This is a genomic window from Enterococcus sp. DIV0236 (genome assembly GCF_050558525.1).
Classification (GTDB): domain Bacteria; phylum Bacillota; class Bacilli; order Lactobacillales; family Enterococcaceae; genus Enterococcus; species Enterococcus faecalis.
In genome coordinates this window covers 2735001-2755388 of record NZ_CP187891.1, presented here as the reverse complement: position 1 = coordinate 2755388, position 20388 = coordinate 2735001, and the positions used below count along the sequence as shown (strand labels likewise).

General features: G+C 39.7%; 16 protein-coding genes, 2 rRNA genes and 1 other annotated feature (1 of these 19 cut by a window edge). Of the genes, 15 read left to right on the top strand and 3 right to left on the bottom strand.

From position 1 onward, the window contains the following. Positions 1-11 precede the first annotated feature (11 nt). The 13 genes from srlE (at position 12) to guaB (ending at position 13996) form a co-directional block, all read left to right on the top strand. On the top strand, positions 12-1007 hold the full coding sequence (srlE, locus tag IGK27_RS13150) for a PTS glucitol/sorbitol transporter subunit IIB (protein WP_002355982.1): 996 nt from the start codon (positions 12-14) through the stop codon (positions 1005-1007). A gap of 24 nt (positions 1008-1031) precedes the next feature. After that, positions 1032-1388, top strand: a complete 357-nt coding sequence (locus IGK27_RS13145) for a PTS glucitol/sorbitol transporter subunit IIA (RefSeq protein ID WP_002355981.1) — start codon at positions 1032-1034, stop codon at positions 1386-1388. 27 nt (positions 1389-1415) lie between these two features. After that, on the top strand, positions 1416-2093 hold the full coding sequence (locus IGK27_RS13140) for a fructose-6-phosphate aldolase (RefSeq protein ID WP_002355980.1): 678 nt from the start codon (positions 1416-1418) through the stop codon (positions 2091-2093). A 200-nt stretch (positions 2094-2293) separates the two neighbouring features. Then, a complete protein-coding gene (locus tag IGK27_RS13135) occupies positions 2294-4066 on the top strand; it encodes an oleate hydratase (RefSeq protein ID WP_002361446.1) in 1773 nt (590 codons plus the stop codon). Between the two features lie 558 nt (positions 4067-4624). Beyond that, the gene (locus IGK27_RS13130) at positions 4625-5611 is read left to right on the top strand and encodes a DUF3114 domain-containing protein (RefSeq protein WP_010819115.1); all 987 of its coding nucleotides are present in this window, start codon (positions 4625-4627) and stop codon (positions 5609-5611) included. 247 nt (positions 5612-5858) lie between these two features. Beyond that, positions 5859-6575: a 16S rRNA (guanine(527)-N(7))-methyltransferase RsmG gene (gene rsmG, locus IGK27_RS13125; RefSeq protein ID WP_002355977.1), complete on the top strand. Its 717-nt coding sequence runs from the start codon at positions 5859-5861 to the stop codon at positions 6573-6575. A gap of 15 nt (positions 6576-6590) precedes the next feature. Then, positions 6591-7352 carry a ParA family protein gene (locus IGK27_RS13120; RefSeq protein ID WP_002355976.1) on the top strand — a complete coding sequence of 254 codons (762 nt, stop codon included), beginning with the start codon at positions 6591-6593 and terminating at the stop codon, positions 7350-7352. Beyond that, positions 7345-8235, top strand: coding sequence for a ParB/RepB/Spo0J family partition protein (locus IGK27_RS13115; RefSeq protein ID WP_002355975.1), 891 nt, complete (start codon positions 7345-7347; stop codon positions 8233-8235). Before IGK27_RS13120 ends, IGK27_RS13115 begins: the two co-directional genes overlap by 8 nt. 117 nt (positions 8236-8352) lie before the next feature. Then, on the top strand, positions 8353-8538 hold the full coding sequence (locus IGK27_RS13110) for a DUF951 domain-containing protein (RefSeq protein WP_002355974.1): 186 nt from the start codon (positions 8353-8355) through the stop codon (positions 8536-8538). Between the two features lie 56 nt (positions 8539-8594). Further along, a complete protein-coding gene (gene ychF, locus IGK27_RS13105) occupies positions 8595-9710 on the top strand; it encodes a redox-regulated ATPase YchF (protein ID WP_002355971.1) in 1116 nt (371 codons plus the stop codon). A gap of 108 nt (positions 9711-9818) precedes the next feature. Beyond that, on the top strand, positions 9819-10508 hold the full coding sequence (locus IGK27_RS13100; RefSeq protein WP_002363563.1) for a DUF1129 domain-containing protein: 690 nt from the start codon (positions 9819-9821) through the stop codon (positions 10506-10508). 166 nt (positions 10509-10674) lie between these two features. After that, positions 10675-12357, top strand: a complete 1683-nt coding sequence (locus IGK27_RS13095) for a 6-pyruvoyl-tetrahydropterin synthase-related protein (RefSeq protein ID WP_002378667.1) — start codon at positions 10675-10677, stop codon at positions 12355-12357. Positions 12358-12514: 157 nt separating this feature from the next. Further along, positions 12515-13996, top strand: a complete 1482-nt coding sequence (gene guaB, locus IGK27_RS13090) for an IMP dehydrogenase (protein ID WP_002355966.1) — start codon at positions 12515-12517, stop codon at positions 13994-13996. 168 nt (positions 13997-14164) lie between these two features. On the opposite strand, the gene serS is transcribed toward guaB, so the two are convergent. The 3 genes from serS to IGK27_RS13075 form a co-directional block, all read right to left on the bottom strand. Further along, entirely contained in the window at positions 14165-15436 is a 1272-nt protein-coding gene (serS, locus tag IGK27_RS13085) for a serine--tRNA ligase (protein ID WP_002355965.1), read from the bottom strand. Positions 15437-15523: 87 nt separating this feature from the next. Continuing rightward, positions 15524-15730 (bottom strand) — a binding site (T-box leader). A 40-nt stretch (positions 15731-15770) separates the two neighbouring features. Continuing rightward, positions 15771-16952 (bottom strand): sensor histidine kinase, encoded by a 1182-nt coding sequence (locus tag IGK27_RS13080; protein WP_002363566.1) that lies wholly within the window; start codon positions 16950-16952, stop codon positions 15771-15773. Next, positions 16942-17631 carry a response regulator transcription factor gene (locus IGK27_RS13075; protein ID WP_002355963.1) on the bottom strand — a complete coding sequence of 230 codons (690 nt, stop codon included), beginning with the start codon at positions 17629-17631 and terminating at the stop codon, positions 16942-16944. The genes IGK27_RS13080 and IGK27_RS13075 overlap by 11 nt, the downstream gene beginning before the upstream one ends. Before the next feature lie 667 nt (positions 17632-18298). Here IGK27_RS13075 and IGK27_RS13070 point away from each other — a divergent pair. Then, positions 18299-19859, top strand: a 16S ribosomal RNA gene (locus IGK27_RS13070). Between the two features lie 226 nt (positions 19860-20085). Next, positions 20086-20388 (top strand): 23S ribosomal RNA (locus IGK27_RS13065); it runs 2610 nt beyond the window's last position. The 16S and 23S rRNA genes sit together here, the layout of an rRNA operon.

Below are 20388 nucleotides of genomic sequence, written 5' to 3'. Positions count from 1 at the left end.
AGCAAGGTGAGATGACGTACAATAGTATTAAGGTAGTTAAAGGAAATGGCGGTTATGGTGGGCCCTTAGTGATTACACCGACAGAAGAAAAACATAAATTTATTTACATTACAGGTGGCGGCGAGAAACCCGCAATCGTTGATAAAATCGTAGAATTGACAGGAATGGAAGCGGTCAATGGTTTTAAGACATCGATTCCAGATGATGAAATCGCATTAGCCATTATTGATTGTGGAGGCACTCTTCGTTGCGGAATTTATCCTAAAAAAGGAATTCCTACTATTAACGTTGTTCCAACTGGCAAAAGTGGTCCCTTAGCACAATACATTAATGAGACAATTTATGTTTCCGCTGTAGGCCCGAAACAGATTACATTGACATCAGAAGAAGCTGCTGCTGATACAGAAAAGCCCACCTCGAAAAAAACAGAATTTAAATATGATACAAGTAAAAAAATTACTGAACAAAAAGCGGAACAACAAAGTTTTGTTGCGAAAATTGGTATGGGTGCAGGAAAAGTTGTAGCGACATTCAACCAATCAGCCCGTGAAGGCGTACAAACGATGATCAACACAGTGATTCCGTTTATGGCATTTGTTTCTTTATTAATTGGTGTAATCCAAGGTTCAGGAATTGGTGAATTTTTTGCCAATATCATGGCGCCATTGGCAGGAAACATTGTGGGGTTAACAATTATTGGTTTTATTTGTTCTCTGCCATTTCTTTCTCCTTTATTAGGTCCTGGAGCAGTAATCAGCCAAGTAATTGGTACGTTAATTGGTGTGGAAATTGGGAAAGGCAACATTCCGCCACAACTAGCCTTACCAGCATTGTTTGCTATTAATACACAAAACGCGTGCGACTTTATTCCCGTGGGCTTAGGCTTGGAAGAAGCTGAAGCTGAAACCGTTGAAGTCGGGGTCCCTTCTGTTTTATATTCTCGTTTCTTAAATGGTGCCCCTCGAGTACTAGTTGCTTGGTTAGCAAGTTTTGGATTGTATAGTTAAAAAATTTTTTTTGGAGGATGGGAAATGTCAGTATTTACAACAAAGGTTCAGTCTATTGGGCCAGAAGCCGAATTATTTAAAGAAGAAAAAATGGTCATCTTATTTGGAAAAGATGCACCAGATGCTTTAGCAGATTATTGTTATAACATTGAGGTTCAGCCAGTCACAGAAGCGATTACGGACAAGCAAACGTTAGTGATTGATGAACAAACTTACCAGATTACCGCTGTAGGCGAGGTAGTATTAACTAATTTAGACACATTGGGTCACATTACTATTAAATTTGATGGCGCAACAACACCTGAATTACCAGGTACATTATATGTTGAAGAAAAAGCTATTCCTGAAATAACTGTTGGTACAACAATCACTATTCTATAATTATCGTTTAAGGGAGGAACGTAAAAGATGGAATTTATGCTAGATACAATTAATCTTGAGGCTATTCGAAAGTATCAGAAAATTTTACCACTGGCAGGCGTAACGTCTAATCCCAGTATTGTTAAACAAGCAGGAAAAATTGACTTCTTTGCGCAGATGAAAGAAATCAAAAAAACGATTGGACAAGCGAGTTTGCACGTCCAAGTGGTCGGTCAAACGACAGAAGAGATGCTAGAAGATGCCCAAACCATTGTACAACAATTAGGCCAAGAAACATTCATTAAAATCCCAGTCAATGAAGCAGGCTTGGCAGCCATCAAACAACTAAAGCAGGCAAATTATCGGATAACAGCAACCGCTATTTATACAGAATTTCAAGGCTACCTAGCGATTGCGGCAGGTGCAGATTATTTAGCGCCGTATTATAATAGGATGGAGAATTTAACAATTGATTCTCAAAAGGTTATTGAGCATTTAGCTGCAGAAATTAAACGGACGAACGCAAAGAGTAAGATCTTAGCTGCTAGTTTTAAAAACGTGGCACAAATTAATCAAGCCTGTCAAATGGGGGCGCAAGCGGTCACTATCGCACCAGAACTCGTGACACAAGGCTTGGCAATGCCCGCCATTCAAAAAGCAGTAACTGATTTTCAGGAAGATTGGGTTGCTGTTTTTGGAGTAGAAACGGTAAACGAATTAGCATAAAAAGAACGAGAAGAAAAAGCGGCCATTTTTCTTCTCGTTCTTTTTTTGTTTCACATGAAACATCTACGATTATTCACTTGCTTAAAAATTAGACAATTTCCTTTATTTGTCAAAGAATTTCTTAAAAAAAAGGGTTATCTTTTGGGTATTTTTTTTGGTAGCAGTATGATGAGGGTATCAAATGATAGGAGGAAACGAGAATGAGATACACAAATGGAAATTATGAAGCATTTGCTCGACCAAGAAAACCAAAAGGTGTAGATGACAAGAGTGCCTACATCGTTGGTGGTGGCCTAGCAGGTTTAGCAACGGCTGTTTTCTTAATTCGTGACGGTCAAATGAAGGGCGAAAATATTCACATTTTTGAAGAACTCACGCTGTCTGGCGGTTCTTTAGATGGTAAATTTATTCCCCATGATGGCTTTGTCACTCGCGGCGGACGCGAAATGGAAAACCATTTCGAGTGTTTGTGGGATCTATTTCGTTCGGTACCATCATTAGAAGTAGAAGATGCCTCTGTCCTAGATGAGTTTTACCGTTTAGATTTAGATGATCCAAATTCTTCAAATTGCCGCATTATTCATAACCGTGGCGAACGTGTCCCGGACGATGGACAATTTACTTTATCCAAAAAAGCACAAAAAGAAATCGTTGATTTATTTATGACTTCTGAAGATCAATTAATTGGCAAAAAAATTGAAGATGTTTTCGGCGAAGAATTTTTTGAATCCAACTTTTGGATCTATTGGTGTTCAATGTTTGCTTTTGAAAAATGGCACTCTGCCATTGAAATGCGCCGTTACATCATGCGCTTTATCCACCACATCAAAGGTTTGCCTGACTTTACAGCCTTGAAGTTTACCAAATACAATCAATACGAATCGTTAGTGAAACCATTACTAAGCTTTTTAACCAATCAAGGGGTAGACTTTCAATATGAAACAACAATCAATGATATCCAAGTCGACATCAAAGGAGCTACTAAAGTTGCTCGGCGATTATTGTTGACACAAGCGGGCAAAACCAAAGAAATTCCTTTAACTGAAAATGATTTAGTCTTCGTAACGAATGGCTCAATTACTGAAAGTTCGACGCAAGGAGATCATCATACACCAGCACCAATTACTCATGAACTAGGGGGAAGTTGGAATCTCTGGAAAAACTTAGCAAAACAATCCCCAGAATTTGGGCACCCAGAAGTTTTCTGTGAAAATTTACCAGATGAAAGTTGGTTTGTCTCAGCAACGATTACGTGGGAAAATTTCGATATTGAACCGTATCTTTCTCGGTTAACACATCGTAAATTACGCACAGGAAAAATTGTCACAGGTGGTATTATTACTATCAAAGACTCTAATTGGATGATGAGTTTCGCTATGCATAGACAACCGCATTTTAAAGAACAAAATGATCAACAATCTATAACTTGGGTATATGGATTACTTTCTAATAAACCAGGAAATTATATCAAAAAACCAATCGAACAATGTACAGGCCAAGAAATTACGCAAGAGTTACTTTATCATTTAGGGGTCCCAGAAGGGGAAATTGAACGTATTTCAGAAGAATCGGCTACCACTATTCCGGTTTATATGCCGTTTATCACTTCTTACTTTATGTTAAGAGAACCAGGCGATCGCCCATTAGTTGTACCAAACGGCTCTAAAAATCTTGCTTTCATTGGGAACTTCGCAGATACTGAACGAGATACGGTGTTTACAACAGAGTATTCTGTACGGACAGCGATGGAAGCTGTTTATCAATTGCTAGAGGTTGAACGCGGAGTACCAGAAGTGTTTGCTTCTGCATACGACTTGCGCGTCTTAGCAAACTCTGTTTATTATTTATCTGACAAGAAAAAATTAACAGAAATGGATATGCCGTTCGTGGAACGCAAAATGGTTGAACACTTTGTGAAGAAATTTGAGGATACGTATATTGGTGATATTTTAAGAGAAAATCATTTAATTTAGTTGAAAGAGGTCGGGATAGAAGTGTTTAACTCCGAGAAATAAGAAGGAATTTCCGAAAATTGTTCTATAATTTTTGGAGAATTTCGGCTTATTTCCGAAGGAGTTGCTTCTGTTCCCGCCGTTTATCAGTTTTTGAGCGTGGAGCAAAAATCCAAAGTGATTTTTGTCCCATGCTCTTTTTTGTTGGATTATCAACCGTTGAATAAATATTCATTATTATGTATATTTCTTTTGTGATTTTATGGATATTAAATATATAATATATCGAATGGAGGTAGAAAGTATACAACTTCGCAAAAAAATCTTAATTTCTGAAGAGACTTTTTCAAAATTTTGTTGAAAAGAAGGCGCATTTTTACCATAGTTTCTTCACATTTAACGGCTATTATTTAAACATACCCGATAAACAAAACCCTAACAAAACACTTTTTCATTTTTTAACTCCTCCGCCCGCCCTTCCCCAAAGGGCGGGTTGTTTTTTTGCGTTAAAGCAGTTGGCATTTTGCGGGGAAAGGATTATCATTATAGAAGAAGTATATAGAAAAAGGCGGCGAGAAGATGGGACGTTGGCAAGAATTACAACAAGCAATGAGTGCTGGTGTAGAGGCGGCGATTGACGCTGGCTGGGACCGCCAAGCTGTTTATGGATTAGTGGAAAGCGCCATAAAAGACACGCGTTTCTTGCCACTTGAGCAAGCGAAAACAGCAGTCACGGAACTGTTTTCTGAAGTGGAAGAAGTGGGCTCTTCAGCGTATGAGCGATTATTTCGCTTTTCGGCTTATCGTCCGCAAGAAAAGCTCTCGTTACTGTTATGGCAATTAGGTGCAGTGTTGGATCAGCATGGCATGTTGCAATTAGTAGGACCTTATCGTTTCTCGAAGACGGTTGCACCGCATGCGACGTTTTGGCATTTGTTGGCAAAAACAGTTCAAAAAGCCTATCCGTTAGGTCTTCTTGGGAGCTTTAATCAAGAGAAAGCGAAAAAGATACATCAATTAAGAATGTATATTGATCGTCAAAATATCACGTATATCCGCGATTTTTTTAAACAAGAAGGGGACACCGATGAACAGGCATTAAAACGCTATGTTTTTGCGGCCAAGCCGCAAGGAATGGGCGGGCGGAAACTGAAAAAAAGCTCTGCTCGTTTACACAACAAATACCCTGAGGGGGCATCTTATTCTTTGATTAATAAGAAACGATTGACGCCTAATTTTCACAGTGAGTTTATTTTGAATGAAGAAGGGACCTTTGTAACCCAGTGGGATGTGTTAGTTGAAGACTGGCGAGGCAGATTAATTAGTAATCCAGCTTATTATCAAGCGGCCAAAAACAATGAATACCAGGAAAAAGTCTTGAATGGTGAATCGTTTAATTATGCAAATCGGAATAATCGTACCCATGAATTACTAGATAGTTCACCACCAGGGAGATTTGATCATCAATTACGAAAAACAGCCAAAAAAGGTTGGTTAAGTCCCCGTATCCAAGAATACGACTACCGCAGAGAACGACAAATAAAGTGCGATGATTATAGTAAGTAAAACAAGCCAATGTTTCACATGAAACATTGGCTTGTTTTACTCTTAGAGAAAGGCGGTTTTCGTTGCCGCCAATTGAACATTTTGGCCCGTGGCTAGAGACTTTTTACTACATAAAAAGGCGGGTTTTTCTTTTATCATTCAGGTAAAAATCTTCCGAAAAGCATTGCAAGAAATTGCTATTTGCGTTAAAGTAGGAAAAGATGATTGTGAAACATTTTTCTGTTTCACAAAAAAGGAAGGAGTCTTTATGCTACCCGAAGAATTTAGACAACTATTAGCCGCAAAAGGCATTGAATTGACAGACCAACAGATGACACAATTTGACCAATATTTCCATTTACTAGTAGAATGGAATGAAAAAATGAATTTAACAGCCATTACAGAAGAAAAAGAAGTTTATTTGAAACATTTCTATGATTCTGTTTCGTTGGCATTCTTTGAAGACTTTGCCAGTGACAAAGCCATTTGTGATGTTGGCGCAGGCGCAGGATTTCCAAGTATTCCTTTGAAAATTGTTTTTCCTTCATTAAATGTCACAATTGTTGACTCTTTAAATAAACGAATTACTTTCCTAACAGAGTTGGTGAATCAACTAGGTTTGGCTAATGTTTCTTTGTATCATGATCGTGCAGAAACATTTGGTCAAAAAGCAGAATTTCGTGGCGCGTTTGATTACGTTACAGCGCGAGCAGTTGCACGATTAAATGTTTTAAGTGAACTGTGTTTACCCTTAGTTAAAAAAGAAGGCTATTTTTTAGCCTTAAAAGCATCGAAAAGTGAAGAAGAAATTAATGAAGCAAAACCTGCAATCGCTACATTAGGCGGTCAATTTCAAAAAGAAGTTGGTTTTACTTTGCCGATTACGGCAGACGAACGTCACATTGTCGTGATTCAAAAGAAAAAAGAAACCCCTAAAAAATATCCCAGAAAACCTGGATTACCAAATAAACAACCGATTAAATAAGATGGAGGCACACACATGACACGAATTATTTCTGTAGCGAACCAAAAAGGCGGCGTTGGTAAAACAACGACCACTGTAAATTTAGGCGCATGTTTAGCAAACTTAGGCAAAAAAGTCTTACTGATCGACATTGATGCACAAGGAAATGCTACCAGTGGCATGGGTGTCCCTAAACCAGATGTCGCACATGATGTGTATGATGTCCTTGTAAATGAAGAACCAATCACTAGCGTGGTTCAACATACTAGCCGTGAAAATTTAGATATTGTCCCTGCAACTATTCAATTAGCAGGCGCTGAAATTGAATTAACTTCAATGATGGCTCGAGAATCGCGCTTGAAATTAGCAATTGATGAAGTAAGAGACATGTATGATTTCGTTTTAATTGATTGCCCGCCTTCTCTAGGGCATTTAACAATCAATGCTTTTACAGCAAGTGATTCGATTCTAATTCCTGTTCAATGTGAATATTACGCATTAGAAGGCTTGAGTCAATTGCTAAATACGATTCGCTTGGTTCAAAAACATTTTAACCCTGAATTGAAAATTGAAGGGGTCTTGTTAACCATGTACGATGCTCGGACCAATTTAGGTGCCGAAGTCGTGGAAGAAGTCCGTAAATATTTCCGTGAAAAAGTCTATGACACGATTATTCCAAGAAATGTCCGTTTATCCGAAGCACCAAGTCATGGTTTACCAATCATTGACTATGATATTCGCTCAAAAGGTGCCGAAGTGTATCAAGCACTAGCAAAGGAAGTGTTGGAGAATGAATAAAGGCAAAGGTTTAGGCAGAGGCATCGATGCCTTGTTTCAAGATATCGCAAAGCTAGAAGATGTCGATGTTAAGAATGAACAAGTGACAGAAATTCTATTAAACGAACTTCGTCCCAATCCTTACCAACCACGGAAAACATTTGATGAAACCTCTTTACAAGAACTTGCAAACTCGATTCTACATTCCGGTGTGTTTCAACCGATTATTGTTCGTAAATCGGCAGTTAAAGGCTATGAAATTATTGCAGGTGAGCGTCGGTTCCGGGCTTCTAAATTAGCCGGCAAAGAAAAAATTCCCGCAATTATTCGCGAATTTGATGAAGAATCCATGATGCAAGTTGCTGTTTTGGAAAACTTACAAAGGGAAGATTTAAATCCGCTAGAAGAAGCAGAAGCCTATGAAATGCTAATGAAAAATTTGAAATTAACACAAGCGGAAGTCGCAGAACGTTTGGGCAAAAGTCGCCCGTATATTGCCAATTATTTACGATTGCTAACCTTACCTGATGCGGTCAAAGCAATGGTTCAAAAACAAAGCATGTCAATGGGTCAAGCACGGACGTTATTAGGCTTGAAGAACAAAGAACAGCTATTGCCATTAGCTAATCGTTGTATTAAAGACAATTTAACGGTTCGACAATTAGAACAACTTGTCGCTGAATTAAACGAAACACAAGGCAAAAAGGGCAAAAAAGCGAAAAAAGCCATCAAAGAAAAACCCATTTATATTCGTGAAAGTGAAGACCGCTTAATGGATAAATTTGGGACAACCGTAGCAATTCAAGAAAAAGAAGGCAAAGGAAAAATTGAAATTGAGTACTTGTCCTCTTCGGATTTGGCTAGAATTTTAGATATTTTAGATATTCATTTTGACGAGGAATAAAAAGCAAAGTGAGAAAGTAAGACAGAAAGTCACAAATCCTTTTGCTAGTTTCGTTAAAAAATGGTATTGTAATCATGGTATTTTTATATAAGTAAGAGAAGAAAGAAGGCTTGGAACATGTATGATTTAGGCGATATTGTCGAAATGAAAAAGCCGCATGCTTGCCAAGCAAATCGTTGGCAAATCATTCGCATGGGCGCTGATATCAAAATCAAGTGCACGAATTGCGGGCATATTGTCATGATGCCGCGTCGTGATTTTACTAAAAAATTAAAAAAAGTAATCGAGAAAAAAGCAGACTAATGCTTTGATGCCTCTAATAGAAAAGAGAATAGACTGAGAGAAAGAGTGGAAAACAAATGGCACTAACAGCTGGAATTGTCGGCTTACCAAACGTTGGTAAATCGACCCTATTTAACGCAATTACAAAAGCAGGAGCAGAAGCTGCAAATTATCCCTTTGCAACGATTGATCCGAACGTCGGCATGGTTGAAGTACCAGATGCCCGTTTACAACGCTTGACAGAACTAGTAAAACCGAAAAAAACAGTTCCCACAACGTTTGAATTTACAGACATCGCCGGAATTGTTAAAGGTGCCAGTAAAGGAGAAGGGCTGGGAAATCAGTTTTTAAGTCACATTCGTCAAGTAGATGCAATCTGTCACGTGGTTCGTTGTTTTGATGACGAAAATATCATGCGTGAACAAAATCGGGATGCGGATTTCGTTGATCCTTTAGCAGACATTGATACAATTAATTTAGAGCTAATTTTAGCAGATTTAGATTCAATCAATAAGCGCTATACTCGCGTGGCTAAAATGGCGAAAGCAAAAGATAAAGAAGCGGTGGAAGAATTAGCTGTTTTAGACAAAATTAAACCAGTTTTAGAAGAAGGTTTATCTGCTCGTACGATTGAATTTACGCCAGAAGAAGAGAAAATTGTTAAATCTCTTTTCTTATTAACCACAAAGCCGGTCCTTTATGTAGCAAATGTTTCAGAAGATGAAGTGGCGGATCCAGACAACAACGAGTATGTACAACAAGTTCGTAATTTTGCAACCAGTGAAAATGCGGAAGTAATCGTAGTTAGTGCGCGAGCAGAAGAAGAAATTGCTGAATTGGATTCTGAAGAAGACAAGGCTGAATTTTTAGAAGCAATGGGCATTGAACAATCTGGCTTAGATCAATTGATTCGTGCGGCTTACGATTTGTTAGGCTTAGCTACCTACTTTACAGCTGGTGAACAAGAAGTTCGTGCATGGACGTTCCGTAAGGGAATCAAGGCACCTCAAGCAGCTGGGATTATCCACAGTGACTTTGAACGAGGCTTCATTCGTGCGGAAACAGTTTCTTATGAAGACCTAGATAAATATGGCAATATGCAAGCTGCCAAAGAAGCGGGCCGTGTTCGTTTAGAAGGAAAAGACTACGTCGTTCAAGATGGCGATGTTATGTTGTTCCGTTTTAACGTTTAAAAAAATGTGCCCAACAAGCAATTTGTTTTGGGCTAAGCCCACATATTTAAGGCCATTCAGCCGTTTAGAAAGAGGTTCCCTCTACATGAGGGTGAGGAGGATACAACTATGGAAGCAGAAGCATTACGAGCAATCGTGGCTGAGAATCGTCAATTAGAACAGAATTTGACTAAAAGAAATGAACAATACATTTTTGACTTAAAAAAATCATTAAAAGCGGCTAATTTATCAGAAGAAGAGTTAGCATTGGCTCTACACGGTATTTTACCAGAATTAGTAGCCGGTCAAAAAACAGGCAAAACAGCCCGTCAGTTATTTGGCACTGTTTCAGAACGGACGGAAGCAATTTTAAATAAACCAGCAGAAGTCAAAGAACCAGCGGGCTGGATGATTTGGCTCGACAATACCTTACTATTACTTGGTTTATTAACAATCATGTTAGCGGCGATGTCTCTATTTTCAAAAGGAACCGCACAACCTCTCGGATTAACCACATATATCTTAGGTGCGATGGCTGGGGGTTATGTTTTCTATCTAATGCACAAATATGTTTACCGTTTTGATCGTCAAGGTGGCGACAAAAGCAAACGTCCTGGTTGGTTAAAAACGACCGCCATTCTATTTGGTGGGATGTTCTTGTGGATTGCAGTTTTCGCTGGTTCAGCGATGTTGCCACCAGTGATCAATCCCATTTTAGATCCGATGATTGCTTTAGTAATCGGTGCGTTAGCCTTTGTAGCACGCTATTTCTTCAAGAAAAAATACAATATTCAAGGTAGTTTCATGACACGTCAATAAACGGCGCGCGCTCAATTGTGAATGCGCTCGGCTGACGCAGAAACTGCAACAAGCAAAGTCGCTCTCTCAATAGAGCGTTTTAACAGTTAAAGCCTGGGGGATTAGTCGAAAAAACTAGTGTCCCAGGCTTCTGTTTTCAGAAGTTTGCTAAAGAAAGGAGCCTCTTATGGGACAACAAGTGAAGTCTTGGTGCCGTCAACACGAGCGGCTACTCATTTTTATTAGTTTTCTCTTATTAAGTGGACTTTCTCTCTATTTTGTCTATTTTCAAGAGAATTTTTTACGAGCAAGTGATTTTCGCTTTCATCAAAATCGGGTGGAAGGTCTCGCATTAGCAATTAAAAACAACGACTGGTTTCCTAAAATCAATTATTTTTTCTTGGGAGGCTATGGCTATGCCTCTAGTTTGTTTTATCCAGATGCGTATCTTTATTTACCTGCGCTTTTGCGTGTTCTGGGGCTTTCCTTTGTCGCTAGTATGGCGATTTTTGTGTTTGCAGTAAACTTGGCAACATTTAGTCTTACTTATTATGCAGGCCGATTAATGGCGCTCTCTAAAAAAAGAAGCTATCTCTTTGCCATTTTGTATGGCTTATCTATTTACCGCATGCAAGACTTGTTTAATCGCCAAGCGTTAGGAGAATTTTTGGCGCTAAGTTTTTTTCCGTTGGTCTTAGCGAGCCTGTTTTTATTACGAAAGGGAACCACGAAATATTGGCCGTTGTTAACGCTGGCGATGACTGGCATTGGGTTGGCTCACTTTATTTCTATTGAAATGGTTTCTATTTGGATTGGGTTATACATTCTGTTTTATTGGCAGCAGTTTTTTAAAAAGGAGGTCCTGTGGGCATTAGCGAAGGCTGCAGGTCTGACGCTGCTTTGGCTGGCCTTTTATCTTTTACCAGTTGCTGAACAAATGAAAAATCAAGTGTTTAAAGTTACATCCAATCCACTCACTTATATTTCCGAAAGAAGTTATCCCATTGTTTCTCTTTTCATTAATAGTTTAAAGAGCAGTGTTTTTCACGCGAAAACAGCGAATCTAGGAACCCTTTTGTTTGTGGGGCTTGTTGTAGCAGTGGTTTCGCTTGCCAGCAAAAAAATTCAGGACAAACGGTTTATTGGTTTGACGCTGGTACTCTTATTGATGGTTACCACGCTTTTTCCTTGGCACTTGCTGAACCACACGCCTTTAAATACGATTCAGTTTCCTTGGCGGTTTTTAGGGATTCTTTCCGTAATGCTCGCTTTTTTCATTGCACAAGACGAATGGGGCGTTTTCCGTAAATCTTGGACTGTGGCTTTGTTGGTTTTCCTTGCCATCAGCAATTTAGGCATTTATCAATATCAAAGTATTCAGTCACAACAAGGACGCCTGTTAACAAAAGCTGAGTATGAGCAACCAACGCCTTTTTATATCGGTGCGGGCCATGAATATTTGCCAGATGAAATCAATTATCAGGAATTATTGAAACAGAAAAAACGACAACTTGATTATTCGGCAGAACAAGTAACCATTACAAATGTTAGAATGCCTTATGGGAAAATTTCATTTGACTACCAAGTGGTGAATCAATCAGCGAAGGTGACCGTTCCTTTTATTTATTACTTAGGCTATCAAGCCACGATTCAAATGAAAAACCAAACGGGCGCTAAAAAAATGAGCCTAACCAATCAAGGAGGCTTAGCCGCTCTTTCTTTATCTGGTACAGGACATGTCGACATCCGTTACCAAAGAACAAAAGTGCAAAAAATAGGGACAATGATGACCTTGCTTTCTGTCGGCGGTTTTGGATTTAGCCGATTTTTACAACAAAAAAAGAAACACAAGATAAAAGAACAACGATGAAAGTAGGACCTTAATTAGGAAGAGTTGAATAGAGGACAAACCGATTTTGGCGTTTTGTCCTTTATTCCTCATTGATTATTTAAACAAATCTAGTTGACTTCCTTAGTATTATCTGTTATTTTCATATATAAAATTAAGTCGAGGAGTGGACAAAAAAATGTCAAATTGGGAAACAAAATTTGCGAAAAAAGGTCTTACATTTGATGATGTGCTATTAATCCCTGCAGAAAGCCATGTCTTACCAAATGATGTAGACATGAGTGTACAATTAGCTAAAAATATCAAGTTAAATATTCCATTGATGAGTGCCAGTATGGATACTGTTACAGATAGTAATATGGCAATTGCGATGGCTCGTCAAGGTGGACTAGGTGTCGTACATAAAAATATGACTGTCGCCCAACAAGCAGACGAAGTACGTAAAGTCAAACGTTCTGAAAGCGGCGTTATCATTGATCCATTCTTTCTAACACCAACAAACTTAGTAGCGGATGCAGAAGAATTAATGAGTCGTTACCGTATTAGCGGTGTGCCGATTGTAGAAACAATGGAAAACCGTAAATTAGTCGGAATTATTACAAACCGTGATATGCGTTTTGTAACGGACTACCAAATCAAAATCGAAGAAGTCATGACAAAAGATCATTTAGTCACTGCGCCAGTTGGCACATCTTTAAAAGATGCAGAAAAAATCTTACAAAAACATAAAATCGAAAAATTACCAATCGTTGATGAAGCAGGTCGCTTAAGTGGCTTAATTACAATTAAAGACATTGAAAAAGTGATTGAATTCCCAAATGCTGCCAAAGACGAACACGGTCGTTTACTTGTGGCGGCAGCAGTCGGTGTCACTAGTGATACGTTCGAACGTGCGGAAGCATTATTAGAAGCAGGTGCCGATGCGATTGTTATCGATACTGCACATGGCCATAGTGCCGGCGTTATTCGCAAAATTAAAGAAATTCGTGAAACGTTCCCTGAAGCAACATTAATTGCTGGTAATGTTGCCACTGCTGAAGCAACCAAAGCATTGTATGATGTCGGCGTGGACGTTGTCAAAGTTGGTATTGGACCTGGTTCAATTTGTACAACACGTGTCGTTGCTGGTGTTGGTGTTCCTCAATTAACAGCGATTTATGATGCTGCTTCTGTAGCTAGAGAATATGGTAAAGCAATTATCGCTGATGGCGGTATTAAATATTCTGGTGATATCGTGAAAGCCTTAGCTGCTGGTGGACATGCTGTAATGCTAGGAAGTATGTTAGCAGGTACAGATGAATCTCCAGGCGAATTTGAAATTTATCAAGGCCGTCGTTTCAAAACTTACCGTGGCATGGGCTCATTGGGTGCAATGGAAAAAGGATCAAGTGATCGTTACTTCCAAGGAAGTGTCAATGAAGCAAACAAATTAGTGCCAGAAGGAATCGAAGGACGTGTTGCCTACAAAGGAAGCGTTTCTGATATTGTCTTCCAATTAATCGGTGGCTTGAAATCAGGGATGGGTTACGTCGGTGCAGCAGACCTGAAAGCGTTGCGTGAAGAAGCACAATTTGTTCAAATGAGTGGTAACGGATTGAAAGAATCACATCCACATGACGTTCAAATCACAAAAGAAGCACCAAACTATTCTGTTCAATAAAATAAAAGCTGATTTTTTTGAAATTTAAAAGAGGCAGACGTCATTTCGACGTCTGCCTCTTTTTCTGTAGAATGAAGGAGTTGCTTCTGTTTCCACCGTTTATCAGGCTCCTTTTTCTGTAGAATAAAAGCCGTTATCTGATATCAGACAACGACCTTCATCTTCCCTTTATTTAATAACTGTTAGGTTACCCATGTAAGGAACTAGGACTTCTGGTACAGTCACAGAGCCATCTTCGTTTTGGTAGTTTTCTAAAATAGCAGCGACTGTCCGTCCCACGGCTAAACCAGAACCATTGAGTGTATGCGCATATTGGACTTTATCATTTTCATCACGGTAACGAATCATCGCACGGCGCGCTTGGAAATCTTCACAGTTTGAGCATGAACTGATTTCACGGTATGTCTCTTGAGCGGGAATCCAAACTTCCAAGTCATAAGTTTTCGCAGCTGAGAAGCCCATGTCACCTGTTGAAAGAGCCATGACACGGTAAGGTAATCCCAGTTTTTGCAGAATTTCTTCGGCATTATTCGTCATTTTTTCTAATTCCTCATAAGAATGCTCTGCATCACTAAATTTAACCATTTCGACTTTATTAAATTGGTGTAAACGAATTAACCCACGTGTGTCACGACCAGCGCTACCAGCTTCAGAACGGAAAGAAGGGCTCAAGGCCGTAAAGTAAATTGGTAAATCCTTGCCATCTAAAATTTCATTGTTGTAGTAATTGGTTAGAGGGACTTCCGCCGTTGGGATTAACGTTAAATCCGTATCTTGTAATTGGAAGACATCTTCTTTAAATTTAGGAAATTGGCCAGTTCCGAACATGGCGGTGTCATTAACGATATAAGGCGTAATCATTTCTGTATAGCCATGTTCATAAACATGTAAATCTAACATGAAGTTGTATAACGCACGTTCTAAGCGAGCACCTAGGCCTTTGTAATAAACAAAACGGCTACCAGCTACTTTGGCACCACGTTCAAAATCTAGAATGCCTAAGTTTTCAGCGACTTCCCAGTGTGGTTTTGGTTCAAAAGCAAAAGTTCTTGGTTCACTCCAACGACGTACTTCTACATTTTCTTCTTCACCAGCACCAACAGGCACAGAATCATCTGGCAAGTTCGGTAAAGTAGTTGTGATCCCACGTAGCTCTTCGTCAATAGCATTAATTTCTGCATCTAACGCTTTAATATTACCGCCGACTTCTTTCATTTCCGCGATTTTGGCCGTTGCATCTTCTTTGTTCCGTTTTAATTGAGCAATTTCAGCAGACACATCGTTCCGGTATTTTTTCATTTCTTCGACTTTGACTAATAAATCACGGCGACTTTCATCTAAACGCAGAAATTCCACTAAGATTTCTTCTTTCACACCACGGGTTTGTAGCTTTGCTTTTACTTCGTCAAAATTTTGACGCATCATTTTTACATCTAACATATTTTTTCCTCCTTAAAATTAGTACATAATCAATAATAACTGTTGTAGAAAACAACAAAAAAGCCATCTCACCCCAAAAATAAATATTCTTGGGACGAAATGACTGGAAATCTCGCGGTACCACCCAAGTTCAGTAATGTTACTGCCCTTGATTTGCAGATAACGGCTGCAGACCGTTCCAACTTATTTCGCTGGACACCTGGAAGAGACGGACTTCTTTATAGATGAATGTTTGCTCGCACCCCCGCAAACTCTCTGGAATTCAGTGCCATAAATACTTTTTCTCTTAGTTTTCTCTTTTCTATAGAATACCGAAAAAGTTCAGGGATGTCAATTAACTCTCTGATTTCTTGTTGGTACGCTGTAAGGGTAGATGAATAATAAAGGAAGTCCACTTTTGATCAGACTTCGCATAAATATATCCACCATGTAAAGCGACAATACTTTGTGCAATAGCCAGACCTAAACCAGTACCACCCGTTTCTTGTGATCGGGATTCTTCGACACGATAGAAGCGGTCAAATAACTGATCTAAAGAATGTTTAGGGATAGCTGGTCCATCATTGCGAACAGCGATAATTGCTTCGGTGCCGACTTTGTCTACTTCCATTACAATATGATGGCCGCCTTTGCCATATTTCAAAGCGTTTGAAAGAAGGTTGTTAAAGACTCGGACTAGTTTTTCCGTATCGCCTTCCATCATTAAAGAAGCTGGATTGGCTTTTACTTGGATTTGCATATTAATCTTTTTCGCTTCCAATTCAAAATCGGCAGCAAGCTGTTCAATTAATTGTGCCATATCAAAAGTCGTCGTATGAATCGGTACACTTGGTTGACGGACTTTTGTATATTCAAAAAGATCATCAACTAATAATTTCATTTGTTTCGCTTTGACGTAAGCGGTATGCGTATATTTCAGTAAATCTTCTTGGCTATGAAATTGACGATCTTCAATCAATCCCAGATAACCAATAATAGAAGTTAACGGTGTCCGAATATCATGACTGACATTCGTAATTAATTCATCTTTTGATTTTTCAATTCGCCGTTCATCTTCAATGGCTGCGACAGTACTATCCACCAGACCGTTAATACTCGTCACGACTTTTGCTAAATCACCACTTAATTCAAACGGAATGCGGTGATTGTAATTACCATCAGCGATGTAATGTAACTCACTGATAATATGACGCAATTGCATTTGATGGTAGCGACGAATTAAGCGCCAATAGAGAACAGCTGCATCTACTAAAAAGAAAATAGGTAAGACAAATTTATTCCAGCTCCAAAACAAATCAGTATTTAATTCTTTAGCGACCGCATCCTTAGTGGCCCAGATGACACCAGCTAAGGGCGAGTTTTCACTAAGTAGTTGTCCTAAAAGGAACATAATTGAGACATTTAATAGTAGTAATAAAACAATTGTCACAATTGCTTCTGCTAATAACTCGCTGATTTCTTTAGAAGTTAAGGTAATTCGTTTTTGTTTTTCAATCTTTTTAGGTTTAACGAGCATCGATCTTATATCCAACTCCCCACACTGTTTGAATGACTTTTTCTCCACCAGTTGCTTCTTCAATCTTATCCCTTAAATGACTGACGTGAACCATCACGGTTTTAGCAGAAACAATACTTTCTTGTTGCCACACACGCTCAAAAATTTCATCCGCACTAAACACACGATTTGGATGACTAGCTAATAGATAGAGGATACCAAACTCAAGAGCGGTTAATTGAATTTCTTTTCCTTCTATTGTTTTGACTTCGTGAGAGTCCTTATTAATCATTAATGGGCCGACTTCTAATTCATCGGGTTCTTCTTTGGTTAATTGCATTTGGCTTCTACGTAAAATAGACTTTACCCGAGCCATTACTTCTAAAGGATTAAAAGGCTTGGTGACATAATCGTCTGCACCAGCAACTAAGCCTTTGATTTTATCCATATCGGTTGTTTTTGCTGTTAACATAATAATTGGAATTTGCGATTCTTTTCGAAGTTCTTTCACTACTTCCATTCCATCCATGATTGGCATCATAATGTCCAAGATTAATAAATCGATATCTGGTGTTGTGTGCAATTTGGATAACGCTTCTTTTCCATCATAAGCTTTCACGACTTCGTATCCTTCATTATGAATATAAATACTCAATAGTTCTACAATTTCTTTATCATCATCTGCAACTAAAATTTTCATAAGCGTTCATTTCCTCCATATATAAAAAAATCTCTTTTCCATATTTTAACAAATAATTGCTAAAAAGGACAAAATCCTTGATATATTACGATAAATTTAGAAGATTTTGCTAAAAGTTAATAAACTATAGCCAAAAAAGGATGAAAGGGGGTAAAAAACGAACGAAAATACCTATACCAATCATAATAATCGGTATTGAAAAAAAGTTTAAAAAAAGTGAAAATAATGATTGACCAATGCTTGAAATCTTGGTATATTATTACATGTCGCAAGGCGAGTCACACAGCTGAGCGATTCAGAAATCAATAATTAAATAACAATTCTTGATTTCAAATCTCTCGAAAAAAGTTTGAAAAAACAACAAAAAAGTTGTTGACAAATAACAAGCGAGATGATAAGATATAGAAGTTGTCACAACAGACAACAACAACCGAGCAAAACAACTTAAAAAAACTTTTTTAAAAAAGTTCTTGACATTCAAACGAAAGTTTGTTATGATGTAAAAGTTGCTGCGAGGTAACGTAGACCTTTGAAAACTGAACAAAGAATAGACGAACCAAATGTGTAGGGCGTCTTGATTCAATTCAAGACAACAAACATTTTTAACAAGCAAGCAATATGCTAGCAAACAAATTGAGCTTAACAATCGCAAGATTGTTCTAACTTTTATTATGAGAGTTTGATCCTGGCTCAGGACGAACGCTGGCGGCGTGCCTAATACATGCAAGTCGAACGCTTCTTTCCTCCCGAGTGCTTGCACTCAATTGGAAAGAGGAGTGGCGGACGGGTGAGTAACACGTGGGTAACCTACCCATCAGAGGGGGATAACACTTGGAAACAGGTGCTAATACCGCATAACAGTTTATGCCGCATGGCATAAGAGTGAAAGGCGCTTTCGGGTGTCGCTGATGGATGGACCCGCGGTGCATTAGCTAGTTGGTGAGGTAACGGCTCACCAAGGCCACGATGCATAGCCGACCTGAGAGGGTGATCGGCCACACTGGGACTGAGACACGGCCCAGACTCCTACGGGAGGCAGCAGTAGGGAATCTTCGGCAATGGACGAAAGTCTGACCGAGCAACGCCGCGTGAGTGAAGAAGGTTTTCGGATCGTAAAACTCTGTTGTTAGAGAAGAACAAGGACGTTAGTAACTGAACGTCCCCTGACGGTATCTAACCAGAAAGCCACGGCTAACTACGTGCCAGCAGCCGCGGTAATACGTAGGTGGCAAGCGTTGTCCGGATTTATTGGGCGTAAAGCGAGCGCAGGCGGTTTCTTAAGTCTGATGTGAAAGCCCCCGGCTCAACCGGGGAGGGTCATTGGAAACTGGGAGACTTGAGTGCAGAAGAGGAGAGTGGAATTCCATGTGTAGCGGTGAAATGCGTAGATATATGGAGGAACACCAGTGGCGAAGGCGGCTCTCTGGTCTGTAACTGACGCTGAGGCTCGAAAGCGTGGGGAGCAAACAGGATTAGATACCCTGGTAGTCCACGCCGTAAACGATGAGTGCTAAGTGTTGGAGGGTTTCCGCCCTTCAGTGCTGCAGCAAACGCATTAAGCACTCCGCCTGGGGAGTACGACCGCAAGGTTGAAACTCAAAGGAATTGACGGGGGCCCGCACAAGCGGTGGAGCATGTGGTTTAATTCGAAGCAACGCGAAGAACCTTACCAGGTCTTGACATCCTTTGACCACTCTAGAGATAGAGCTTTCCCTTCGGGGACAAAGTGACAGGTGGTGCATGGTTGTCGTCAGCTCGTGTCGTGAGATGTTGGGTTAAGTCCCGCAACGAGCGCAACCCTTATTGTTAGTTGCCATCATTTAGTTGGGCACTCTAGCGAGACTGCCGGTGACAAACCGGAGGAAGGTGGGGATGACGTCAAATCATCATGCCCCTTATGACCTGGGCTACACACGTGCTACAATGGGAAGTACAACGAGTCGCTAGACCGCGAGGTCATGCAAATCTCTTAAAGCTTCTCTCAGTTCGGATTGCAGGCTGCAACTCGCCTGCATGAAGCCGGAATCGCTAGTAATCGCGGATCAGCACGCCGCGGTGAATACGTTCCCGGGCCTTGTACACACCGCCCGTCACACCACGAGAGTTTGTAACACCCGAAGTCGGTGAGGTAACCTTTTTGGAGCCAGCCGCCTAAGGTGGGATAGATGATTGGGGTGAAGTCGTAACAAGGTAGCCGTATCGGAAGGTGCGGCTGGATCACCTCCTTTCTAAGGAATATTACGGAAATACACATTTCGTCTTTACTTTGTTCAGTTTTGAGAGGTCTACTCTCAAAACATTCGTTCATTGAAAACTGGATATTGAAGTAAAAAGAATCAAAACAAACCGAGAACACCGCGTTGAATGAGTTTTTTAATAAGTTCAATTGCTTATTTATTGATTAACCTTCTATCGCTAGAAGAAGTGATCAAGACCCAACCGTAAGGTTGATAAGGTTAAGTGAATAAGGGCGCACGGTGGATGCCTTGGCACTAGGAGCCGATGAAGGACGGGACTAACACCGATATGCTTTGGGGAGCTGTAAGTAAGCTATGATCCAGAGATTTCCGAATGGGGGAACCCAATATCTTTTATAGGATATTACTTTTCAGTGAATACATAGCTGATTAGAGGTAGACGCAGAGAACTGAAACATCTTAGTACCTGCAGGAAGAGAAAGAAAATTCGATTCCCTGAGTAGCGGCGAGCGAAACGGGAAGAGCCCAAACCAACAAGCTTGCTTGTTGGGGTTGTAGG

Coding starts and splice junctions, on each gene's coding strand:
- ychF (WP_002355971.1), top strand. CDS start 8,595: ATGGCACTAACAGCTGGAATTGTCGGCTTACCAAACGTTGGTAAATCG.
- guaB (WP_002355966.1), top strand. CDS start 12,515: ATGTCAAATTGGGAAACAAAATTTGCGAAAAAAGGTCTTACATTTGAT.
- IGK27_RS13140 (WP_002355980.1), top strand. CDS start 1,416: ATGGAATTTATGCTAGATACAATTAATCTTGAGGCTATTCGAAAGTAT.
- IGK27_RS13075 (WP_002355963.1), bottom strand. CDS start 17,631: ATGAAAATTTTAGTTGCAGATGATGATAAAGAAATTGTAGAACTATTG.
- IGK27_RS13110 (WP_002355974.1), top strand. CDS start 8,353: ATGTATGATTTAGGCGATATTGTCGAAATGAAAAAGCCGCATGCTTGC.
- IGK27_RS13135 (WP_002361446.1), top strand. CDS start 2,294: ATGAGATACACAAATGGAAATTATGAAGCATTTGCTCGACCAAGAAAA.
- IGK27_RS13120 (WP_002355976.1), top strand. CDS start 6,591: ATGACACGAATTATTTCTGTAGCGAACCAAAAAGGCGGCGTTGGTAAA.
- serS (WP_002355965.1), bottom strand. CDS start 15,436: ATGTTAGATGTAAAAATGATGCGTCAAAATTTTGACGAAGTAAAAGCA.
- IGK27_RS13130 (WP_010819115.1), top strand. CDS start 4,625: ATGGGACGTTGGCAAGAATTACAACAAGCAATGAGTGCTGGTGTAGAG.
- srlE (WP_002355982.1), top strand. CDS start 12: ATGACGTACAATAGTATTAAGGTAGTTAAAGGAAATGGCGGTTATGGT.
- IGK27_RS13100 (WP_002363563.1), top strand. CDS start 9,819: ATGGAAGCAGAAGCATTACGAGCAATCGTGGCTGAGAATCGTCAATTA.
- IGK27_RS13080 (WP_002363566.1), bottom strand. CDS start 16,952: ATGCTCGTTAAACCTAAAAAGATTGAAAAACAAAAACGAATTACCTTA.
- IGK27_RS13115 (WP_002355975.1), top strand. CDS start 7,345: ATGAATAAAGGCAAAGGTTTAGGCAGAGGCATCGATGCCTTGTTTCAA.
- IGK27_RS13095 (WP_002378667.1), top strand. CDS start 10,675: ATGGGACAACAAGTGAAGTCTTGGTGCCGTCAACACGAGCGGCTACTC.
- rsmG (WP_002355977.1), top strand. CDS start 5,859: ATGCTACCCGAAGAATTTAGACAACTATTAGCCGCAAAAGGCATTGAA.
- IGK27_RS13145 (WP_002355981.1), top strand. CDS start 1,032: ATGTCAGTATTTACAACAAAGGTTCAGTCTATTGGGCCAGAAGCCGAA.